Here is a 21,589-nt window from a genome sequence, read left to right as displayed (position 1 = left end):
GCAGTCATGGCAAATGCAAAGAACAGATAGATTTTGTGTTATACTAAAAACGTGTCTCAGGAAAATAACTATGACCGCTTTAGTACAATAATTCCTAAACACCTTCGATCGCCTACCCGACTCAGAGCGGCTGGAAGTGGCGTTAGAAATTTTGAAACGAGTCATTCATTTAGACTTACCACCTTTGTCTGACGAGGATTTAGTTCTGAATGCTGAAGGACTTTTTTTAGAGTTAGATCGAGAAGAATCGGCTTATGAGTAGTCCTAATCGCGGAGAGGTTTGGCTCGTCGATCTAGGTTAAGTAGCGAAAGTCAGACCGTGCCTAGTAATTAGTATTCCGGCTTTGGATATAGACCGCGCGTTAGCGACTCTAGTTCCACATACAACAAGCTCGCGCCGTTCGAGATTTGAGGTGGAGATTAAAACTCACTTTTTGCGATCGGGAGTATTTGATGTGCAGAACATTATTACAATCCCTCACGCCAAGCTGCTGCGAAACTTGGGAAGTCTGACAACAGAGCAAATGACGGAAGTGGAAGAGGTTTTGCTTTTATGGTTGGGATTTAAAGACGCAAGCGCTGAGGAAGGCGTGGGTTAACAAATGATAATAAGTAGCTCTCTCAGATCCTGCACTATAGCAATCCTAAATCCCGATCGAGACAACGAACATAAATTTGATTTTGCTTGGGCCCAATCCATCCGTAGGGACACGGTGCCGGCGCCTAAGTCCCTACGGGTACTAATGAAAATCCTGCAAGGATTGCTACTATTATGAAGCTTTTGGATAGCTCTCACAACAAAAATACCGATCGATCCTCATTCTAAACCCTCTGGTCATCCGCGCGCTTGAGAACTACCAAAGTAATATCATCAAACACCTTTTGTTCTCCAATAAATCCCCGCAAATCGTCAATGACTGCTTGCTTGATACCTTCAGCAGTTTTGTGCCAATTGCTCGACACTACTTCACAGAGTCTTTGCAATCCGTAGAATTGGCGATCGATATTTCTAGCTTCGGTGATGCCATCGGTATACAGCACCACCCCATCCCCCGGTGCTAATTCCACAGTTGTCTGGCTAATCAGATCGGCAATGTCGTCATCTAACCCGATGGGAAATCCTAAATCGATCGTGTCAATTCGTTCGAGGCAACCGTCTTTTCTGACAACAATTATTTCCTCATGTTGACCGCTGATACTGACGATACCATCGGCATAGTTGAGGAGAACTAGGGTTAAGTTTTTCTCGCTGTTCATCCGCTGCAAATTTTTATAAATCGTGCGGTTGAGGGTATCTAAAAAGCGCACGGGATCGATTTCTTGAATCTCTTTAAAAGCGCGGACAATTGCTTGAGTCATTACCATTAAAATACCGCTTTCTAGTCCGTGTCCCGTAACATCACCAATGCCAACAGTGACAACACCATCAGTATAAAGTACATCGTAATAATCCCCACCTACCTCGTCGGTTGGTTCCATAAATCCCGCGATATCTAGACCTTCAACCGCTTGAAGTTCTTCAGGTTTGGGCAGCACCATTTGTTGCAGTTGTTTGGCAACATCAAGTTCGGCACCCATGCGCAGGTTGTCTTCTTTGAGCCGTTCGTTGAGGAGAGTAATTTCTTCATTGGCTTCAGCAAGTTGTGCGGTGCGTTTTTTCACTTTGTCTTCTAGGGTGCGATACAACAGCGCATTTTCGATCGAGATGGCGGCTTGGGAAGAGAGCATTTTGAGGACTTCTAAGCGATCGCGCGTAAAGGCTCCTGGGGTAAGATTATTTTCGAGATAGACTATGCCGATGAATTTGCCTCGGTTGACAATCGGTGCGGCTACAATTGATTTGGGTTGGTGTTGGATAATGTAGGGATCGTTGAGATAGCGTTCTTCGCAGGTGGCATCAGAGAGAACAATATCCTCCTGGGTTCTTTGCACGTATTGAATCAGGGAGAGGGGAAGGATTTCGCTGTTGTTGGTATCGAGAGATTGCAAAACGGTAATTTCCTCGCGATCGCTTTCTTTGGCAGCTTCAATTTTCAGGCGATCGCCTTCAGCTAAAATCAGAAAACCGCGTTGTGCGCCCGCATTTTCGATCGCCAAAGCCATGAGTTTAGACAGCAACTTGTCTAGCACAATTTCGCCGGAAATGGTTCGTGCTGCTTTGGTGACTGTTCCCAAATCTAGAGATCCCGAACTTTCTCCAGATGTCGAAGACGTTGTTGGAAGTGTTGCATCCAACTTCGCCGATAGGCGGCTGGATAATCGGGGTAAAAACTGCGGATATTTTTCCTCTAAATCCTCAACTTTTCGTGTTGCACCCCAGCGTTGGTAAGCATAGCGTGCTTTGGTCAGATAAAGTTTGGCAAACTCCTCTTTGTCTTTCCCCAACCAAAACTTAGCTGCGAGTTCGTTCCCCAGGGCTTCATTTTGCACAAATCCATTTTCTGCTGCCGCAGCAATGGCGCGATCGTACAAGTCCATTGCTTCTTCTCTTTTCCCAGTAATCCGAGCAATTTCTGCTTCGATCAGTAGGAATTTATTGAGGAAGTTATCGGGACAATTATTTGCCCAGATTTCGATCTGATGGCGATTTTTCTCTAAGATTTCCCAATATTCTTGTTTGTCCCCATCGCTTGCTGTTGGGTAAAGAGCAGTCAAAATCAGACTGTAGTAATAGTAATGTTCAAATTGATTGGCGATACCTGAAACAAATACTACTGTTTCCTGGCTCTCCCGAGCGACTTGAAGTGCATTTTCCTCGCCTCCATACAAATATAAAATTTGGCTTTTAAAAATGTTGTACGTCGCCACACCGGGCATAAACCGGGTATCCCGCCACATCTGCACGCATTCTGCTTCGTCGAAGCGGTCGTCGCTCAAGGAGAATTTATCCCTCGTTAATCCCTGCAAATTAAAGAGGAAGTGCTGCTCTATGTGCTGCATACCAGCAAACGCATAATTTTTGATGCGATTCAAAAAATCCAGATGTTTGTTGGATTCTTCGAGGACGCTCGTAAAGTCATCGTTGGCAATAATGCGTTGCATAATCAAGTTATAGGAGTTGTAGCTGGTGTAAACATCTCCCGTTTCTACCCCTGCTTTATAGCCCGCTCTGAGGATGGGAATGCTGGTTCTCAAATGACTGCGCCAAGGACTGATATGAGCGCCAAATAAGTTAAAAACCTTAGAGGTTAAATTATTGTACCGCTCGTTCAGTTTTAAAGCGAGTTGACCGAATTTATAACCTGTTTCATATTCGCCCAATGCCGAACCCGAGATGATTCCCCAGACCGCATAGCCAGAAGATGAAACCTCTGAATTGCCGTATTCGATCGAAAGATTGGTCATTTTCAAGGAAATCAACGCGAATAAATTTTGATCGGTAAAATAAGCAGATCCCGTCATATTTATTAACAGGTTCATACAAGCTTTAATTTGGGAATCTGTCATTTCTGGTGCGTCGATCGAATCCGCGATCGCAAATCCTTCTACTTCTAAAGATGCTCTATAAATCTGTAACTCGCGATTGAAGGTGGCGAGAATCTCTTCTTGATTCTGAGCCGGCACGGTAAGTCCAAAATTGGCTAAAGCTTCCGAACCAATTTCCAGATTTTCTAAGTATTTTCCGGTGTTATCGTAGAGAGCTAAACGAATATTTTGAATTTCCGCATTGTCTAAGTCCGAGCGAGCGTTATTGAGCGTCAGATCGAAGAGTTCTTCTGCTCTTTCAAAGTTACCACAGAGATATTCGCACTCAGATAGTTCTCGGTGTAGCGAGAAAGCCAGTTCGTAACGATCTTGCCAAAGGTTCGTCGGTAAGAGGCCGATCGCGATCGAAAAGTGTCCCGCCGCAGGTTCGTAAGCCGTTGAAGTTTTGGCTTTATTTCCCGCTCTTTGATTCAAGCAAACAAGTTGGTAGATTTCTGCTGAATCGGTTATTAACTCTACGGCTGCATTGAGATGGTTGACGATATCAAATAATTTTTCTTCTAATTCTTGTTCGGTGCTATTTTTGTAAAGCAGTTGACCGATTTTGAGATGAATCTTTTTTCGATCGGCTTCGGGAATGAGTGAATAAGACGCTTGTTGGACGCGATCGTGCAAAAATTTATAATCAACTTGTACATCTTCCGTCCCAATTTGCGTATCTTGGTCAAAAACGAGGGGGATTTTGTAGGATTCGCCCAGAGGAAGGATTAACCCTTTTTGAAGTGCTTCCCAAAGATCGGTGGCGGTTTGCGATCGCGATTTTTCGCTAACTACTGACAGAACGTCTAAATCAAACTTATTGCCAACGCAAGCCGCTAATTTTAAGATTTCTTGAGTTTGGGGGTCGAGTTGTCGGATTTTTCCGCTCATTAAATCGACAACGTTATCGGTAATCTCGATTTCTTGAATTTGCTCCCAATCCCATTGCCAAGTGCCACTGTTGAAGTCAAACTCAAATAAGCGATCGCTATAGAGAGATTTCAAAAGTTGATTTAAAAAGAAGGGATTTCCCTGAGTTTTCTGGACGCACAGTTCGGCAAGGGGGGTTGCTTTTTCGCGATCGCAGTGCAGCGTATCGATAATGAGTTGAGTCACATTGGCTAAATCTAGCGGTTCGATGACGATATTATCGACCGTAGCTCCAACTTCCTCAATTTCATGTAACGTTAAAATTAGAGGATGAGAGGGACTAACTTCGTTATCTCGATAAGCTCCAATGAGTAATAAATATTGACTGTCGGGCGCAGTCATCAGGAGTTGAATGAATTTTAAAGAGGCGGAATCTGCCCACTGTAGATCGTCTAAAAATAAAACGAGAGGATGTTCTTTTTTGGCGAATACACCTATGAATTTTTGAAAGACTAAATTGAATCGATTTTGAGATTCTGTTGGGCCTAAACTGGGAACGGGAGGCTGTTTCCCCACCAGGAGTTCGACTTCGGGAATCACGTCAACAATCACCTGACCGTTGCTTCCCAATGCTTCTAATAGTTGCGTCTTCCAAAAATCAAACTTATCTTCGCTTTCCGTGAGTAACTGTCGCACTAATTCTTGAATGGCTTGAATCAGAGAAGCATAGGGGATATTGCGTTGGAACTGATCGAATTTACCGCTGACAAAAAAGCCGCGCTGCCGGACAATTGGTTTGTGAATTTCGTTAACTAAGGACGATTTTCCAATTCCAGAGTAACCGCTAACAAGCATTAACTCGATGCAAGAGCCTTCCCCTGCTATCCGTTCAAAGGCCGCCAATAAAATTTCAACTTCTCGTTCTCTCCCATAGAGTTTTTGTGGGATTTCAAATTTACCTGAAAAATCCTGCCGGCCGAGAGGGAATTTTTCAAAGTTTCCACCGCTGAGGAATTGATTTAAACAAGCTTCTAGATCGGCTTTAATCCCAAAAGCACTCTGATATCTCTCTTCGGCTCTTTTTGCCAAAAGTTTCACGATCAAACAAGACAGCGATCGCGGAAGTTCTGGATTGACTTCATAAGGCGGAGTGGGTTGCTTGGCGATGTGACAGTGAACCAATTCCATCGGATCTGTAGATTGAAATGGCAACTGTCCGGTCATTATTTCGTAAAGCGTAACGCCAAAAGAATAAAAATCCGTCCGGTAATCAACAGTACGATTCATTCTTCCCGTTTGTTCTGGAGACATATACGCTAAAGTTCCGACTAACAGATTAGGATTGCTAATCGTTTGGCTTTCTCGATACAGCTTAGAAGAAATAGAGAAATCGCTGATTTTTGCCTGTTCTGTTTCTAGATTAACGATAATGTTTTGCGGTTTAATATCTTTATGAATAATTTGATTGTAATGAAGTTCCCCTAACGTTTGGGCTAACTGAATTGCGAATCGGAGATATTGTTGCAGTTCTAGCTTTTGGGTGGCGAGGACGCGCGCTAAATCTTGACCGCCAAAGTCTTCGAGAACCAGTAATGGAGTGTTGCTGTAAGTTTCCAGGCTGTAGAATTTGACAATGCCTAAGATATTTAGATTTTTGACAATCTCGTATTCATGCTTGAATTTAGCAATATCTGTCGTTGTTAGATAATCCGCTTTGAGCGTCTTGAGGATGACGGGGTTGCGATCGCGAATTCTAAGGCCTCGATAAACGACTGTTTTGGAGTTTTCATTCAGTAATTCAACAATTTGGTAATTTTGAAAGTTCTGGATCATTGAATTTCTCCTGGCTGACTCTTCTGAACTATTTTTGCTTAAGCACTACCAGCTTTATTGCAAGGTTCTCACGGTGGTTTGCGCCATAATCATCAGTACGCCACTTTCTAAACCGTTTCCGGTGACCTGCGTACTTCCTTAAGGTGTTTGCTTACCAACCCAGAAACTCAACCGCTTTCGGCGGTGGTATATATGCCATTCACACAATTTACACGCCTGCGATAGAATGTCAATATCTGGTAGAAAACCTCACGCTGTTAGTCTACCCTCCTACTTCATCGACAGGTTCCATGAAACCGGCAACATCTAAACCTTCAATTGCTTGGAGTTCTTCAGGTTTAGGAAGCACCATTTGTTGCAGTTGTTTGGTAACATCGAGTTCGGCACTCATGCGCAGGTTGTCTTGTTTGAGACGTTAGTTGATTTAACTTAATATATTGGCTTGCGACAGAGACATAATTAGATATCTCCTAAAAAGATTCTGTCAGCCTTACAATATCTGAGAAAAAACCCAATTTTAGGAGATGTCTATTGTACAGCATCAATTTATCTAATTCCCAAAAAATATGTAAAGATTTATTTCTAACCTTCAAGCAGGCGACTCCAGTCTCGCATCACCTACATTTGAATCTGCCGACTAAAATTCGCACTACAAACTGTCACGATCGAGAGCCGGCGATCGCTCTTCACCGCGCTTGAGAACCACCAAAGTAATATCATCAAACACCTGTTGTTCTCCAATAAATCCCCGCAAATGGTCAATGGCTGCTTGCTTGATACCTTCGGCAGTTTTGTGCCAATTAATTGCAATCACTTCACACAGTCTTTCCAATCCGTAGAATTGGCGATCGATATTTCGCGCTTCGGGGATGCCATCAGTGTACAGCACCACTCCATCTCCCGGTGCTAATTCCACAGTTGTCTGGCTAATCAGATGGGCAATGTCGTCATCTAACCCGATGGGAAATCCTAAATCGATCGTGTCAATCCGCTCGATTTTACCCCCTTTCCTCACAACTAAAATTTCCTCGTGCTGACCGCTGATGCTGATTATACCATCCGCATAGTTTAGGATAGCTAACGTCAGGTTTTTGTCGCAGTTCATGCGCTGAACATTTTTGTAAATTGTGCGGTTTAGGGTATCTAAAAAACGTACCGGATCTGCTTCTTGGATTTCTTGGAGTGTCCGAACGCTTGCTTGAGTCATCACCATCAAAATGCCGCTTTCGAGTCCGTGTCCGGTGACATCGCCGATGCCAAGAGTAACAACGCCATCCGCATATAGGACATCATAATAATCGCCTCCTACTTGGTCGGCTGGTTCCATGAACCCGGCAATATCTAAGTCTTTAATTGCTTGGAGTTCTTCGGGTTTAGGCAGAATCAATTGCTGCATTTCTTTGATAAGATCGAGTTGGGTACTCATGCAGAGATTGTCGGATTTGAGGCGTTCGTTGAGGGCAGAAATTTCTGCGTTAGCTTGGGCAAGTTCAGCGGTGCGTTCTTTGACTTTATCTTCTAGGGTTTCAAATGCTTCTTGCAGTTGGCCAGCCATGCTGTTGAAAGACTGTTCTAAGGTTTCGATTTGTTGAATTTCCACAAAGTCCTTGGTATCTATTCGTCGCTCCAGGTTGCCATCCGCCAGTTCTTTAGAAGCTTGAGTCAGTCTGAGAATCGGATTTGCGATCGCGCGGGCGGTGATGATACCAAGGATGAGCGCTACTCCCAATGCCGCCAAACTTAGCAAAACTGTATTGCGAGTATTTGCATTAATTTGCTCCATAAAATCTGACTCTGGAACCACTATAGCTACTAACCAGTTTAAGCCCCATCGATCTTGATAGGGTTGGATGTGAACGAGTTGGAGATTGCCATTTAAATCAAAAGTAAAATTTTCAGGGGCGCTGATGCTATCTAATGTTTGAAATTTTGCCAGTATTTGTGCGGTAGTTTTCTGAATAATTGGTTCCTGGCTTTGAAGGGCCAAGAGACGTTTTTCGCTATCCGCATTTTTGACAAACGGCGCCTCATCGGTTGAACTAGCAACAATCTCACCAGATCGTTCTAGAATGAATACTTTTCCATTGGGGCTAATTTTTAATGTTTTCAAAAAATTGCTAATTTGTGCTAGAGTAACCTCTGTGCTAAAAACCCCTCTAAACTCACCATTTTCTGCATACATAGGAGTGAGAGCATCCATCCTTAATATCTTGCGCGAGAATGAGATAAAAATCTGACTCCAGGTGGGTTTTCCGGCAGCAACGGCTGCTTTATAAAAGGGACGCTTGCGCGGATCGAAGGGTTCACTTGCTAGCTCTTTTCCAAGCTGACCGTCTTGAGTTAACTCGTAAGAAACTCGGTTGGGAACGGAGTATCGATCGCGCACTTTTAGTTCAAATGTTTCTGGGCTATTTCGCACAATTCCTAATGAATTCCCCTGGTTGTTGGCATAGATAAAATAATCTGTTTGGTTTTGGATTTTTAGTTGATTTAAAAAATAATATTTTAATTGTTCAAAGTCATCGGGATTGAGTTCGCCGCTATTAACTTTGGCTGCATTAATGCGATTTAAAAACTGTAAAGACTCTAAATAGGAGTGAATGTTTTCCTCGACTCGTTGAGCAACGCTGTTTTGTAGGTTGCTGACCAAATCGTTGACAGATTGCTGCCCGCTGCGAAACGAAAGATAGCTAACCAGCCCAACCGCAGCAAAAATTTGCAGTACGAAGGGCAGTATCAGGGTAGTGCGGAGGCCGAGATTGGACGAGGCTCGGGTAGTATTTGGTGAAATTTGCTTGGCACTCATTGGTTTGAGGATAAAGTTAAACATATAGCCTTTCAAGCGAAAGATGAGGTACTATAGGCCAAACCGCGCATAGGGCATAGGGCATAGGGCATAGGGCATAGGGCTATCCTCACTTTTTTGAGAACCGCTATAAGTGGATAATGTTAATATACAGTCGAGCTGACTCATGAAGTGCATCGCATATCACCATCTTATTCTAATCAGTAGAAGAGAGATAATTAACTGTAGCTTACAATTATACTTGCTCTACTAACGTTACTGTTATTTAATTGTTTTTAAAGTATAAATTAATAGCGATCTAAATAAAATATGTTAATTTGCTACAGTAGCTAAGTAACGTAGGTGAGGCTTCACAGGAAATAAGAATAATATCGGTATCGCGTTAAATTTTAGCACCGTGCTGTTTGAGCAGCTTAACAATCTCCGGAGTGGATGATTTTTCAGCAATGCTTAAAGCAGTTGCACCATTTTTATTGCGAGCGTTCACATCCGCACCATTTGAAAGGAATAACCTCACTAATGCAGGTTTTAATTGCGGGGAAATACCATTGCTTGGTTCCACAATTCTCATCAACAGAGTGGTATTATCGTAAGGATCGCGAGCGTTGATATCAGCACCGCGAGCGATTAATAATTTTACCATATCGATACTTCCACGGGACACTGCACTGTACAGTAAACCTGAAGGAACTTGGGCTTGATTTTTGAGCAGCAATTCAATTATCTCTTGCTTCGTTTTTTCAGACTCAAACCTATTGATTACATAAAAAAAAGTGTTATCGTTCACCTTGGCGCCTCGATCGATCAAGGCTTTCATTGCTTGAGAATTGCCGCTTTCTGCTGCGATGTTGAGTGCCGTGCGTTCGTTCCGATCGATCGCCTCCAGAGCCGCACCGCTGGCGATTAATAGGTCGATCGCCCCGCTGCTTCGTCCAGCAGCCGCCGCGTGCAGGGGCGTTTGTCCTGATTTGTCGAGATCCTTTACATCCAATCCTTTTTGCAGAAACAACCGTACAATTGCCTGATTCGGGCCAAAAGCAGCGGCGTGTAACAGCGTTTTGTCTAAATAACTGTTGAAATGAATATCTACATTTTTGGCCAGGAGTCTTTCAACTTCTAACAAATTGCCCGTGTAAGCAGCACTAAACAGCAGAATGTTGATATTATCTACTTTGGGCAATTGCCATTCATCGAAGATATCGCCAAGTCTAACTCGATCGCCCTGCCAATGCACAGACACAAGTTGCACCATGTCAACACTTCTACTATTCAACTCTCTTCCAGCCGCATCGAACAGAAATACATCGCAGGGGGCATCGCTTCCTCCACCGGGCATAGAAAATAGCATCGGATATCTGAGAATCGCGATCGCATATTTGCCGTCTGGACTCCAATTAGCGCTGCGAATACCCGCTTTCATAATTTGTCCAGACGCCACCAAGAGAATAATTAACAAGCCTAAAATACTAAGACAGCCAAAACGAAAGAAACGCATCACGATCTTAAAGTAGCTTATGCGATCGACTATAACTCAAGACTCTGGCGATCGCACGGTTTGGAATCTGCAAGCCAAAAATCGCACGCGCCCGCAAATCCTCAAACCTATCTTTCAAAAGCTAAGGTTTGTAGTGAGGACTTTAGTCCGCATCTATAGAAGGACTAAAGTCCTCACTACAAACCAGTCTTAGGATGGTTATTTGGTTCGGAAATAATTTGATAGAGGGACTTTTTGACGATCGGCAAAATTTGCTGCAAGCTGGAGTTGTAGCTGTCGTGTTAGATTCCCGATTTACAACTCATGAAAAAACATTCATCCAGCAAAGCCCGCGCATTCCCGTTGCAGCTTGTCCTGATTGTTCCCTTCGTGCTGCAAGTTTTTGGCGCTGTTGGACTCGTGGGATACCTATCCTTCAAAAATGGCGAGAAAGCTGTTCAGGATCTAGGTGAACAGCTAATGAAGCGCACCAGCGGTGAGGTAGATCAGCATTTGACTAGCTATCTGTCGATTCCGCAGCAAGTCAGCCAGCTAAATGCCAATATCATTCGTATGGGATTGCTCGATTTGCGCGATCGTAAAACTCAAGGCAAATACTTCTGGTATCAAATGCAAGCCTACGATCTGAGCTACATCAGCATCAACCTTCCCAACGGGGAAGCAGCAGGAGCTTCCCGCTACGATGGTCATACTGTCACCATTGACGATATACCAACCAGAACTCCAAGCCTCCCCAACAATAATACCACTTACTCCACCGACAGCCATGGCAACCGGACTCGCATTTTGACTACAAGTCCTTGGGACACCCTCAACGAGCCTACATATATTGAACCTGTGAAAGCAGGAAAACCTATGTGGGTTCCGATTTTTACATTTTACGATCCCAGCTATCCTCCCTACATTGCAGCATCAGCAGCTCGTCCAGTTTATGATGACAACAAAAAACTGATTGCCCTGGTGGCGGCAGATATTCATCTATCAAAACTCAGCGAATTTTTGCGAAACTTAGATGTCAGTCGCTCCGGCCAAGTGTTTATTATGGAGCGCGATGGAATGTTGATTGCCAATTCCTCCCAGGAGGAGCCTTTTGTCGTAGCAAATAAACAAATTAAGCGCCTCAAAGCCACCGACAGTGCTAACCCGGTTGTACGGAGTATTGCGCAGCAGATTCAGCAACAGATTCCCGACTTTCATACTATTACCAACACTCAAAAACTGAACCTCGATTTTCAAGGAGAAAAATATCACGTACATATTGCGCCCTGGCGCGACAAATACGGGTTGGACTGGTTGGTAGTAACTTGCATCCCGGAAAGCAGCTTCATGGCACAGATTTATGCCAACACCAAAACCACGATTCTGCTGTGTTTTGGGGCGCTGGCTGGGGCAATGTCGATCGGCATTTTCACCTCCCGCTGGATTGCCCATCCCATCCGACGCTTAAATCAGGCAAGTAAAGCAATCGCATCCGGCAATTTAGAACAGACAGTCGCACCAGGAAACATCGCAGAAATCAATATTCTCGGCCGCTCTTTTAACCACATGGGAGAGCAATTGCGCGAATCTTTTATCGCTTTGGAAAACAGCAATGCAGAACTAGAAGAAAGAGTAGAAGAACGTACCCTCGATCTCAAAACTGCATTACAGGAATTGCATCGCACCCAGGCCCAGGTAATTCAAAGTGAAAAAATGTCTAGTTTGGGACAACTGGTGGCTGGAGTTGCCCACGAAATTAACAACCCCGTCAGCTTTATTCACGGAAACCTCACTCACGTCCAAGAATACACCCAGAATTTGTTAATTTTTTTGCAACTCTATCAACAACACTATCCAAATCCGGTGAATGAAATTCAAAGCGAAGCCGAAGAAATTGATTTAGAATTTATTCAAGAGGATTTGCCCAAAATGCTTTCATCCATGCAACTGGGCACCGATCGCATTCGGAACATTGTGCTTTCCCTCCGCAATTTTTCCCGTACCGACGAAGTGGATCTTAAATCTGTCAATATCCATGAAGGGCTAGACAGCACTTTGATGATTTTGCAACACCGCCTCAAAGCTCGCTCAGAAAGACCGGAAATTCATACGATCAAAAACTACGCAAATTTACCGCCAGTCGAGTGCTATCCAGGCCCGCTGAATCAAGTGTTTATGAATATTCTCTCCAATGCCATTGATGCCTTGGAAGAGAAGAATGCTCGCCGGAATTACCAGGAAATTAAAGACAATCCCCGTCAAATTACGATCGCCACCTCTGTAATCGATGCCGAGTGGGTGGAAATTGCGATCGCCGATAACGGTGCGGGTATACCGAAAGAGATCCAACAACGCATTTTCGATCCTTTCTTCACAACTAAACCTGTTGGCAAAGGAACGGGAATGGGAATGTCAATTAGCTATCAAATTGTTACTGAAAAACATGGCGGAAAACTGGAGTGTTTCTCTACTGTGAATGAGGGAACAGAGTTGGCGATTAAAATTCCTATACGACATAAAAAATGACTGTCGTAGCTAAGCTGAAGGAAGACGTTATTATACTTATTGCATAATTTTTCGATCGATCGCAAAACGCCACAGTGTCCAGTCTTGTATTTCATCTAACCACAAACCTCAGATACTCGTAGGGAAACGGCACTGCCATGTTGTGTATTTGGGGCGATCGCAAACTACGATATCATATGATTGCGAGCAACGCAGCAATCCCATTTAACCTTGACGATTTTTGAGCGCCTTGAAATACTACAGCCAACATCCTAACGCTTTCTCGATCGACTATCTCAACGACTTGCGAGGAGCAATTCTCGCTTCACCTTATTTTGCCATCAACAACCTCAACCGCGATTTCATCGGCACAAAAGGCTTTTCCGTAGTATTCCAGCGCGCCCAAATCGCCGAAGTAGAGGGCCGCTTCCCGTTGTTCAAACCCTACCTAGACCGAGCATTACAGCCTGAATGCAACGCTTTTTACCTCAATCCCCTACTGCTGGCTGAAGGTTCCCGTGTCGATCCGCATATCGATCGATCTTTGCGATCGTACTGCAAAACCGTCGAACCTCCCGCAGCCGTCAGCGTTTTGTACGTACAAGTACCCCCAAACTTGCAAGGCGGAGAGTTGATACTGCGGCGCCACAAACAGCAAGTCGGACAGATTAAGCCACAAGCCAACTCGCTGATCTATTTTCAAGGAGATTTGACACACTCAGTCAACGCCGTAAAAAGTAGCGGTACTCGCTTAAGTTTGGTGTGCGAACAGTACAGTTTGAGCGCCACAGAATTGCAAGATATTCCCGGATTCACAATCGAGTCTCGGGCGGCGAAAGCAAAAACGAAGTGACGTTTATTTGATAATTGATATCTTCCGTAAATTAGCCACAATACTTGTAGGGGCGGGTTAACCAAAAAACTTTGACTCAAACCAACAATATCTATAAACCCGCCCCCACCACGCGACAAAATTCGATCGCGCGCAATTCAACGGACATGAGATGAGCTAGTATGGTACGTCAGCTTTGAACCGTCAATTATGGATAAAATAACGCGCTGCTGACGCACCCTACAACTGGAATGAGAATTAAATAACCTGTAATCTCGATAATTGTGGGATGGGCGTCTCGCCCGTCCCAAAGCAATGAATAGATAACCTGTAATCTTGATAATTGTGGGATGGGCGTCTCGCCCGTCCCAAAGCAATGAATAGAGAATATCTAATCTTGATAATTGTGGGATGGGATCTTCGGCCCGTCCCACCGCTGCTGACGCACCCTACAACTCAAATCCGGCCGTTATCTGCGCTCCGGGCGATCGCCCCTTCAGAAAAAATTAAAATTCTGTAGCCTACGATACATTTATTTCCTTAATGATTGTTTACACTTTCCAAGTGTAGATTGTGTACTCTCGATAATTCTCCAAAACCCTAAACGAGTGCGTTGTTTGCTGGACTGCGATTTATCGATCGTCGAACCATTAAAAACCATAAGTAGTTTTGACCAGAATTCATCGGAATTAACTCGCACAAAATTTTTGAGCTGACCCGGGCGAAAATTAGCTACTAAATCTGTGCAGCGCCGACATCTATCATGTTGACTCAAGTTAGTACAGTATCCAGTCATCTATTTGCTTGGTAATAATCGAAATCCAACCGCATCTATGGAACACCGGATTCTCACCAACACGGACGGCGAAGAGATTCCGCCTCGCTCCTCCAATCTTTGAGAGCCTGCCAAACAAGGCATTCTCCAAAAAGTTAGGTGAGACTAAAAATCAATACGGTTGACAAATAGGCTTTTTGACGAATTTCTTCAGTCAACCAGATTGTGGTACGGGCGGGTGCCGGTGAATAATTCATGAAATAATCGACTGTATTAAGGCCGGCACGCGCCTCTGTTTCTTAAGTCAACCGTATTGGACTAAAAATGTTGCTAAATCCAACATATTCGTCAACGGTTAGACCTGCACTAACCTATATTTTTTCACAGCTACTTGTCCCTAATACCCATAAAAATAACCATGAGTGGAAACGAATCGCGCATTCAAGCAATTTCTCAAATCGTCAACCGCCAAATAACTCCTGCCAAGCCTCCCAAGCGGTTAGAAGAAATGTGGGCAACAGACGTGTTTAGTCTGAGCAAAATGCAAGAAAGCCTGCCCAAAAGCATTTTCAAATCAGTAAAAAATACCATTCAAACAGGTACAACACTCGATCCTTCCGTAGCCGATGTAGTTGCAGTAGCAATGAAAGATTGGGCTATTTCCAAAGGCGCGCTGTACTACGCCCACGTATTTTACCCGCTAACCAACAGCACCGCCGAAAAACACGACGGTTTCATCTCCGTCCAAAGCGACGGTTCCGTCATCTCAGAATTTGCAGGTAAACTGCTAGTACAAGGCGAACCCGACGGTTCCTCCTTCCCCAACGGCGGCATTCGCTCCACCGCAGCCGCTCGCGGATACACAGCCTGGGATGTCACCAGCCCCGCCTATGTCATGGAAACAGACAACGGCATGACATTGTGCATTCCCACTGTTTTCATCTCCTGGACAGGTGAAGCTCTAGACAAGAAAACCCCGCTTTTGCGCTCCATTGCTGCCATGAACAAAGCAGCAACCAGAGTCTTAAAGCTGTTAGGAAATACCGAAGTCGCTCCCGTAAATTCCAGTTGCGGTGCCGAGCAAGAATACTTCCTGATCGATTCCAACTTCGCCAACAGCCGCCCCGATTTGTTATTAGCAGGTCGCACCCTGTTTGGCAAGCCTCCTGCCAAAGGTCAGCAATTTGACGACCACTATTTTGGAGCAATTCCAGAGCGCGTTCAAGTCTTCATGCAAGAAGTAGAAGAAAGAATGTACCGCCTGGGAATTCCTGCCAAAACTCGCCACAACGAAGTAGCACCAGGCCAGTTTGAAATTGCACCCTTTTTTGAAGCAGCAAACGTCGCCAGCGACCACCAACAATTAACCATGACAATTCTGCGCAACACAGCGAAGAAACATGGTTTTATGTGCTTGCTGCACGAGAAGCCTTTCGCAGGAATCAACGGTTCCGGCAAACACGTCAACTGGTCAGTCGGTAACGCCACCCAAGGCAACTTGTTAGACCCCGGCGATACACCCCACTCTAACGTACAATTCCTAGTGTTCTGCGGCGCAGTGATTCGCGGCGTTCACAAATACGGCCCCTTGTTGCGCGCGGTAGTTGCAACTGCTAGCAACGACCACCGTTTGGGTGCAAATGAAGCTCCGCCAGCGATTATGTCTGTCTATTTGGGTTCGCAATTAGAAGATATCTTCGAGCAAATTCGCCAGGGAGGAATTAAGGGTTCCCAAAATCGGGGAATCATGAATTTAGGCGTAGAAACACTGCCTGTTTTCGTAAAAGATGCCGGCGACAGAAACCGGACTTCACCCTTTGCCTTTACAGGAAACCGCTTTGAATTCCGTGCAGTAGGTTCCGGTCAATCTGTTTCCGGCCCGCTGGTGGCGATGAATACAATTCTTGCCGATTCTTTGGACTGGGTTGCTAACAAATTAGAAAGCGATTTGGCTAAAGGAACTGACTTGAATGCTGCCATCCAAACACTCTTGAAAGAAGTGATGGACGAGCACGGCGCCGTGGTATTTGGTGGCAACGGCTATTCTGAAGAATGGCACAAAATGGCTGTTGAGGAACGGGGTTTAGCTAACTTGCGGACTACCGCAGATGCTTTGCCGGTATTGAAAGCAGGATACATTGAAGACTTGTTTGCCAAGACAGGCGTTCTGACTCCGGTTGAATTGGAAAGCCGTTTTGATGTGTATGCAGAGCAGTATTTGCTGGCTATTGAAGTCGAAGCAAAACTGGTCGGAAGCATTGCCAAAACCATCATTTATCCCGCAGCGGTGAGATATTTGTCGGATCTTTCCAGCACGATTGCTGGCTTGAAAGAGATTGGCATTGAACTCGAAAAGGCAACTGCTCAAAAAGTCGCGACGCTGGTTAAGTCGATGATGGATACTGCGAGCAAGTTGAGTGATGCTTTGAGCAAGCACGATTTTGCTACAACTGAAGAGCATATGCAGTATGCTTCGCAAACCATTCGTCCTTTGATGGATGAGGTTCGTCAGTATGTTGATGCTTTGGAAGCTGAAGTGGCTGATGATTTGTGGCCGCTGCCTACTTATCAAGAAATGCTGTTTGTTAAGTAATCGCAAACCTGGTTAATTTCGGGCGAGATTTGTCGGGACACTCCAAGAGCCTTTCTTGGTGTCAACTTAAGGTCAAACCTAGTCAGAGACTGTTATTTGACTATTAAATCTAGATCCCCCCGGCGCCCCCCGGATAGTCGGGGGGGACAAGATTCTTCTCAAAGTCCCCCGACTATCCGGGGGATGCGAGGGGGATCTGAACCATGGTAAAAACGATATTTATCAAAGGTTTCAGGCTTAAGTTGACACGAAGAAAGGCTCTTGGAGTGTCCTTTTATGTCGTTTCCTGCATGGCGATGATTTAACCGCAGAGAACGCAGAGGGAGAATAAAGCATTTCAGCGCTCCGGGCAAACAGGCAAAGCTCGCCTCTGGCGCTGCCGCGCTTGAGCCGTTGAATTGTACCCTACAAGGGTTACTTGACCTAGATCGTCCATCACCCAACCTCCAGCCGGAATCACTGGCTGCGGCTGAATTTCTATTTCTGCCTTTGTAGCCTGTAGATTCTGACTTCCACCGACGGCTGGTTCCACCCAACTAAACTGGGTAGAATCGCTGCTGAGCAAATCATTTGGGTTCGCAGGTACTCCTCCTTTACCAGTAATAGTAAACTCGTTTCCCGCCCCTTGAGTGCAAGGATTAGCCACAATTAACGCATCTGGAGAGATCGCATTTTGCGGCAATTCTACCAATCCTTGAGCCGGATTGATACCAGCAGTGCTAAAGGTTACTGCCCCTTGCAAAGCCGGGCCAGCCTGTTGCGAAATAGCGGCGATATCGCTCGTGGGAATTAAAGAAGTTGGATTTACTTGTAAGTTGGCAAATTCAGCATCAGTCAATCCTAAACTGCTTCTAGCTGTTTCGCGATTAACGCTCGTAAAACCAAAGATATTCGGGACATTCACCGCAACTTGCCCGCCCCTAGCCGTGCGAGCACTAGCTTTAATGTCGCTATTTTATCGCGGTAGAGCCACCAAAATATCGCTGTTAATTCTGATATTTCCACTGTCAGAAATACCTGCATCGGTCGTAATTCTGCTATTGCGCCGCAACTGAATGCTTTGTGCTTGCAGATTAATATTTGCCCCAGTACCAGATACAGTTGTACCATCAATGCTGGCTTTGTTATCCAGGGCGATCGAGTTTGCAACCACATTAATATTACCAGCTCTTCCCGTTCCCAAAGCCTCAACATTGACTGTGGCTCCATCCCGGACAATCAATTGATTAACGTTCAGATTTAGCGAACCTGCATTCCCCGTAGCGTTGGGATTGACAACAGTGTACGCTTTGCCAGTGGAAGCCTCAATTTTACTTCTGAAGCCACCGTTACTCGCGATACCTTGCACTTCTAGACGATCGGCATTAATCGTAATATCTCCCGCATCTGCTGCACTCAAAGAACCCGCAGTAATAACGCCCCCACCTCGCAGAGTGAGCCTGGGTGTAGAGAGGCGGATCTCTCCACCCCGACTAAAGCTTGAAGTTTCAGAGCCAATCACACTAAGCCTGTAGCCCGCAGTCCCCAAAACTCCCGATTCGCCACTCACTTCGATCGACTCTGACGCTCTGACAGTTAAATTTCCTCCGGCCCCCCCACTCCTAGAAAACACGCTTTCACCAAAAATCGCACCCGTCGATAAAGTAATTACAGCTCCATCCGAAACACTCAGCCGCTTAGTGTCGATCGTAATATCCCCAGCTTTCCCATTCCCATCGAAAGAGCTAGTAGCCAGAGTAGTTTGCGCCGTAACTCCACCCAGACTCCCCGACAATTCTACAGATTCATTCGTTTTAATCGCGATATTCCCCGATGCTCCATCACTACGGCTGATGGTGACGAGATTTGAGCCATCGCGCATCATTAACCGTTGTGCGTCAACAGTTATACTTCCGCCTTGGCCGGTACTTCCGCGAGTTGTGCCGCTGTTGAGCACTGAGCTGATCAATTCGACGGTGTTAGCACGGATATTCAGATTTCCGGCATTTGCAGCACTAAAGGTACTGGTACCGCCCAGTGCCCCATCGCGCAGCAGCAGCCGTCCGGTGTCAATGTTAATATTTCCAGCGGCTCCACTACCAGTAGTACCAGCACTCAGCATAATTTGCGGGTCAAAAGGGTTGAACGATCCAGAGGCTAGATATTGGCTGTAAATCCGCAGATAGCCTTCAATTCCCAGCCCGCTCATTTCTACTGAGTCAGTAGCGCGGATGTTTAAATTGTTCCCCTTCCCATCTCCCAGTGTGGCGGTGAGAATTTGCGACCCTTTATCTACTCGCAAGTTTTGGGCATTAATATCAATACTTCTGCCATCAATATTCGAGAGTGTCAGGCTATAAATTCCCGAACTGCTGACAGTGACGTTTGAACCTTTGATGTCAATTTTTCCACCTCCTAAGCCACTGGTATTTATAAAAGCACCGTTCATTTCAATATTGCCGAAGTTCTGAATATTGCTGTAGTTTAAATTCACACCTAAAGCTGTTGGTTCAAATTGCACTAAACCTGGACTCTTGACGCTACCCAGAAGAATTTGTCCAGTATAAGCTGTTAAATTTCCTCCTGGCAGTTGGATGTCTCCACCAATTAATGCTAAAGTTTGACCGGGGTCTACTGCTAAACCAAGTTTGTTAGAAACAGGAATTTCTACGGTAAGTGGCGGTAAGGTTGGTGTGGGGCCAATTGCTTGCGAAGAGTTGACAATTCTACCGGGATTGTCTCGAAATCTCAAACCTACAGGAATATTAATTGCTAATAACGGCACTTGGCTGGGGTTCGCGCTGCTAAATTCAAAGCTATTATTAAAAACAATACTATCAGCACTCGAACCGATAAATGAGCCGCGCAAATCTAACCGTGCATTGGGCCCGAAGATAATTCCTTTGGGATTGAGGAAAAATAAGTTGGCGTTTCGTTGTACTCCTAATGTTCCTAAAATATTGGAAGGATTGCCACCTGTGACGCGGGTAAAAATATTAGAAATGCCGTTTGGATTGGCAAAATAAGCAGCGCGTCCTTCACCGACGTTGAATTCGCGGAAACTGTGAAATAAGTTAGGGCCGCGAGTTGCACCGCCTTCAATGCGGTCTGATGGTAAGTTATTGATACTGTCGGAAACTGTGCGGGAGTTTTCTGTTCCCAAAGTGCGATCGGGGACGATTTGAGCGAGGGTGGGGAAAGGAAACAACAGTAATAAAGCAAAAAATAGGGCGGAAGATGTGCGAGGCATAGTTAAATTGCTCCAGATATTATGGGAAATAAACAAATAGAATACTCATCTCCCCGACTTTTTAAATAAGTCGGGGATTTAACATAAGATTAGATACACATAATTAAAGCCAGATAAATGATTGTACCGCGTCTAGAACAATTTAGAGGCTGCTTGATCGGTCAGTGCCTCGGTGACGCTATAGGCTGTAGAGTAGAAGGCTATCCTCCCGAAGTTTGCCAAAATTTTGTCAGCTACGAAGTTCGACTTAAAAAAATCAAAGATCGCGATCGATTCGGCTTTCCTTTTGGTCAATATACTGACGATTCCCAACTCGCCCGCGAACTCCTCCAAAGCTACCTCGCTTGTGGCGAATTCGACCCCAGCGACTACGCGAATCGTATCGCTGACATTTTCGCTCAAGAGCGCATTGTCGGGCGGGGTCGATCGACTGAAGAAGCTGCAAACCGCTTGATCCGGGGCGTTTCTTGGCAAGAAGCCGGTACTCCTGCTCCCAGTGCTGGTAATGGCAGTGCGATGAGGGCAGCGCCGATCGGCTTAATATTCTACGATGACCCATCCCAGCTTGTACGAGCTGCTTGCGATCAAGGGCGCATCACCCATCAAGATTCGCGCTGTGGTGCGGGTGCTGTGGCAATTGCCGGGGCTGTGGCGATCGCCATTCAATCTGACATGATTGAAACTGAGGCATTTCTCGGCCAACTGAGCGACTGGGTAGGAGAAGTCGATTCTTCCTTTGCCACTTTGCTGAAAGATTTGATTGAGTGGGTGAAATTGCCCCCAGAAGCAGCCGTAGAGTTGATTTCTAGAGCTGGACTACCGTTAAACTACGATCGATCGATCTTGGCAAGGAATTTCCCCTTTTGTAGTTGGTAGCGTCTTGTGGAGTTTGTATGCGTTTTTGAGAACACCTCAAGATTACTGGGAAACTCTATGCACTAGCATCGCTGTCGGTGGCGATGTAGATACGACCGCAGCAATGTCTTGTGCCATCAGCGGGGCATTTCTGGGCCTAGAAGCCATCCCGGAGCAACTAACGGAACTTTTGACCGATCGGGAGACTTGGGGTTTGGGGGAACTGATTCAACTCGCTGACAATTGTTATCAGTTGAAAATCAAATTGTAATATCAAGTTGGGCCTTGGGAATTGGGAATTGGGAATTGGGCATTGTCAGTCGAAAATTAGTATTTAAAAGTTTCTTCATTC

General features: G+C 45.2%; 11 protein-coding genes and 2 pseudogenes. 8 read left to right on the top strand and 5 right to left on the bottom strand.

Going from position 1 to position 21,589, the window contains the following annotated elements; translation table 11 throughout:
• Positions 1-136: 136 nt before the first annotated feature.
• Positions 137-262 carry a hypothetical protein gene (locus QUB64_RS16350; protein ID WP_333271646.1) on the top strand — a complete coding sequence of 42 codons (126 nt, stop codon included), beginning with the start codon at positions 137-139 and terminating at the stop codon, positions 260-262.
• A gap of 55 nt (positions 263-317) precedes the next feature.
• Positions 318-599 (top strand): annotated as a pseudogene (locus tag QUB64_RS16345) (type II toxin-antitoxin system PemK/MazF family toxin); the annotation flags it as partial.
• A gap of 223 nt (positions 600-822) precedes the next feature.
• Here QUB64_RS16345 and QUB64_RS16340 read toward each other — a convergent pair.
• The 4 genes from QUB64_RS16340 to QUB64_RS16325 form a co-directional block, all read right to left on the bottom strand.
• Positions 823-6,168: an AAA family ATPase gene (locus QUB64_RS16340; RefSeq protein WP_333271649.1), complete on the bottom strand. Its 5,346-nt coding sequence runs from the start codon at positions 6,166-6,168 to the stop codon at positions 823-825.
• A 262-nt stretch (positions 6,169-6,430) separates the two neighbouring features.
• On the bottom strand, positions 6,431-6,559 hold the full coding sequence (locus QUB64_RS16335) for a hypothetical protein (RefSeq protein ID WP_333271652.1): 129 nt from the start codon (positions 6,557-6,559) through the stop codon (positions 6,431-6,433).
• A 258-nt stretch (positions 6,560-6,817) separates the two neighbouring features.
• The gene (locus tag QUB64_RS16330; protein WP_333271654.1) at positions 6,818-8,998 is read right to left on the bottom strand and encodes a SpoIIE family protein phosphatase; all 2,181 of its coding nucleotides are present in this window, start codon (positions 8,996-8,998) and stop codon (positions 6,818-6,820) included.
• Between the two features lie 358 nt (positions 8,999-9,356).
• On the bottom strand, positions 9,357-10,469 hold the full coding sequence (locus QUB64_RS16325) for an ankyrin repeat domain-containing protein (protein ID WP_333271657.1): 1,113 nt from the start codon (positions 10,467-10,469) through the stop codon (positions 9,357-9,359).
• A gap of 19 nt (positions 10,470-10,488) precedes the next feature.
• On the opposite strand from QUB64_RS16325, the gene QUB64_RS16320 reads away from it, so the two are divergent.
• From QUB64_RS16320 to QUB64_RS16305, 4 genes are all read left to right on the top strand, one after another.
• A complete protein-coding gene (locus QUB64_RS16320) occupies positions 10,489-10,662 on the top strand; it encodes a hypothetical protein (protein WP_333271660.1) in 174 nt (57 codons plus the stop codon).
• 110 nt (positions 10,663-10,772) lie between these two features.
• The gene (locus QUB64_RS16315) at positions 10,773-12,974 is read left to right on the top strand and encodes an ATP-binding protein (protein ID WP_333271662.1); all 2,202 of its coding nucleotides are present in this window, start codon (positions 10,773-10,775) and stop codon (positions 12,972-12,974) included.
• A gap of 220 nt (positions 12,975-13,194) precedes the next feature.
• Positions 13,195-13,806, top strand: coding sequence for a 2OG-Fe(II) oxygenase (locus tag QUB64_RS16310; RefSeq protein ID WP_333271665.1), 612 nt, complete (start codon positions 13,195-13,197; stop codon positions 13,804-13,806).
• 1,172 nt (positions 13,807-14,978) lie between these two features.
• A complete protein-coding gene (locus tag QUB64_RS16305; protein ID WP_333271667.1) occupies positions 14,979-17,153 on the top strand; it encodes a glutamine synthetase III family protein in 2,175 nt (724 codons plus the stop codon).
• A 337-nt stretch (positions 17,154-17,490) separates the two neighbouring features.
• On the opposite strand, the pseudogene QUB64_RS16300 reads toward QUB64_RS16305, so the two are convergent.
• Positions 17,491-20,382, bottom strand: a pseudogene (locus tag QUB64_RS16300) (two-partner secretion domain-containing protein).
• A 117-nt stretch (positions 20,383-20,499) separates the two neighbouring features.
• Here QUB64_RS16300 and QUB64_RS16295 point away from each other — a divergent pair.
• On the top strand, positions 20,500-21,258 hold the full coding sequence (locus QUB64_RS16295; protein ID WP_333271670.1) for an ADP-ribosylglycohydrolase family protein: 759 nt from the start codon (positions 20,500-20,502) through the stop codon (positions 21,256-21,258).
• Positions 21,259-21,283: 25 nt separating this feature from the next.
• Entirely contained in the window at positions 21,284-21,508 is a 225-nt protein-coding gene (locus QUB64_RS16290; protein WP_333271672.1) for an ADP-ribosylglycohydrolase family protein, read from the top strand.
• Positions 21,509-21,589: the final 81 nt, after the last annotated feature.

This window comes from Microcoleus sp. Aus8_D2 (assembly GCF_036702665.1).
Lineage (GTDB): Bacteria > Cyanobacteriota > Cyanobacteriia > Cyanobacteriales > Microcoleaceae > Microcoleus.
Note: the sequence above shows the minus strand (reverse complement) of the source record. Positions and strands in the feature narration are given on the sequence as shown.

What these genes read in the sequence shown, in the direction of transcription:
- QUB64_RS16340 (WP_333271649.1), bottom strand. Translation starts at nt 6,168, where the DNA reads ATGATCCAGAACTTTCAAAATTACCAAATTGTTGAATTACTGAATGAA.
- QUB64_RS16335 (WP_333271652.1), bottom strand. Translation starts at nt 6,559, where the DNA reads ATGAGTGCCGAACTCGATGTTACCAAACAACTGCAACAAATGGTGCTT.
- QUB64_RS16330 (WP_333271654.1), bottom strand. Translation starts at nt 8,998, where the DNA reads ATGTTTAACTTTATCCTCAAACCAATGAGTGCCAAGCAAATTTCACCA.
- QUB64_RS16325 (WP_333271657.1), bottom strand. Translation starts at nt 10,469, where the DNA reads ATGCGTTTCTTTCGTTTTGGCTGTCTTAGTATTTTAGGCTTGTTAATT.
- QUB64_RS16320 (WP_333271660.1), top strand. Translation starts at nt 10,489, where the DNA reads ATGCGATCGACTATAACTCAAGACTCTGGCGATCGCACGGTTTGGAAT.
- QUB64_RS16315 (WP_333271662.1), top strand. Translation starts at nt 10,773, where the DNA reads ATGAAAAAACATTCATCCAGCAAAGCCCGCGCATTCCCGTTGCAGCTT.
- QUB64_RS16305 (WP_333271667.1), top strand. Translation starts at nt 14,979, where the DNA reads ATGAGTGGAAACGAATCGCGCATTCAAGCAATTTCTCAAATCGTCAAC.
- QUB64_RS16295 (WP_333271670.1), top strand. Translation starts at nt 20,500, where the DNA reads ATGATTGTACCGCGTCTAGAACAATTTAGAGGCTGCTTGATCGGTCAG.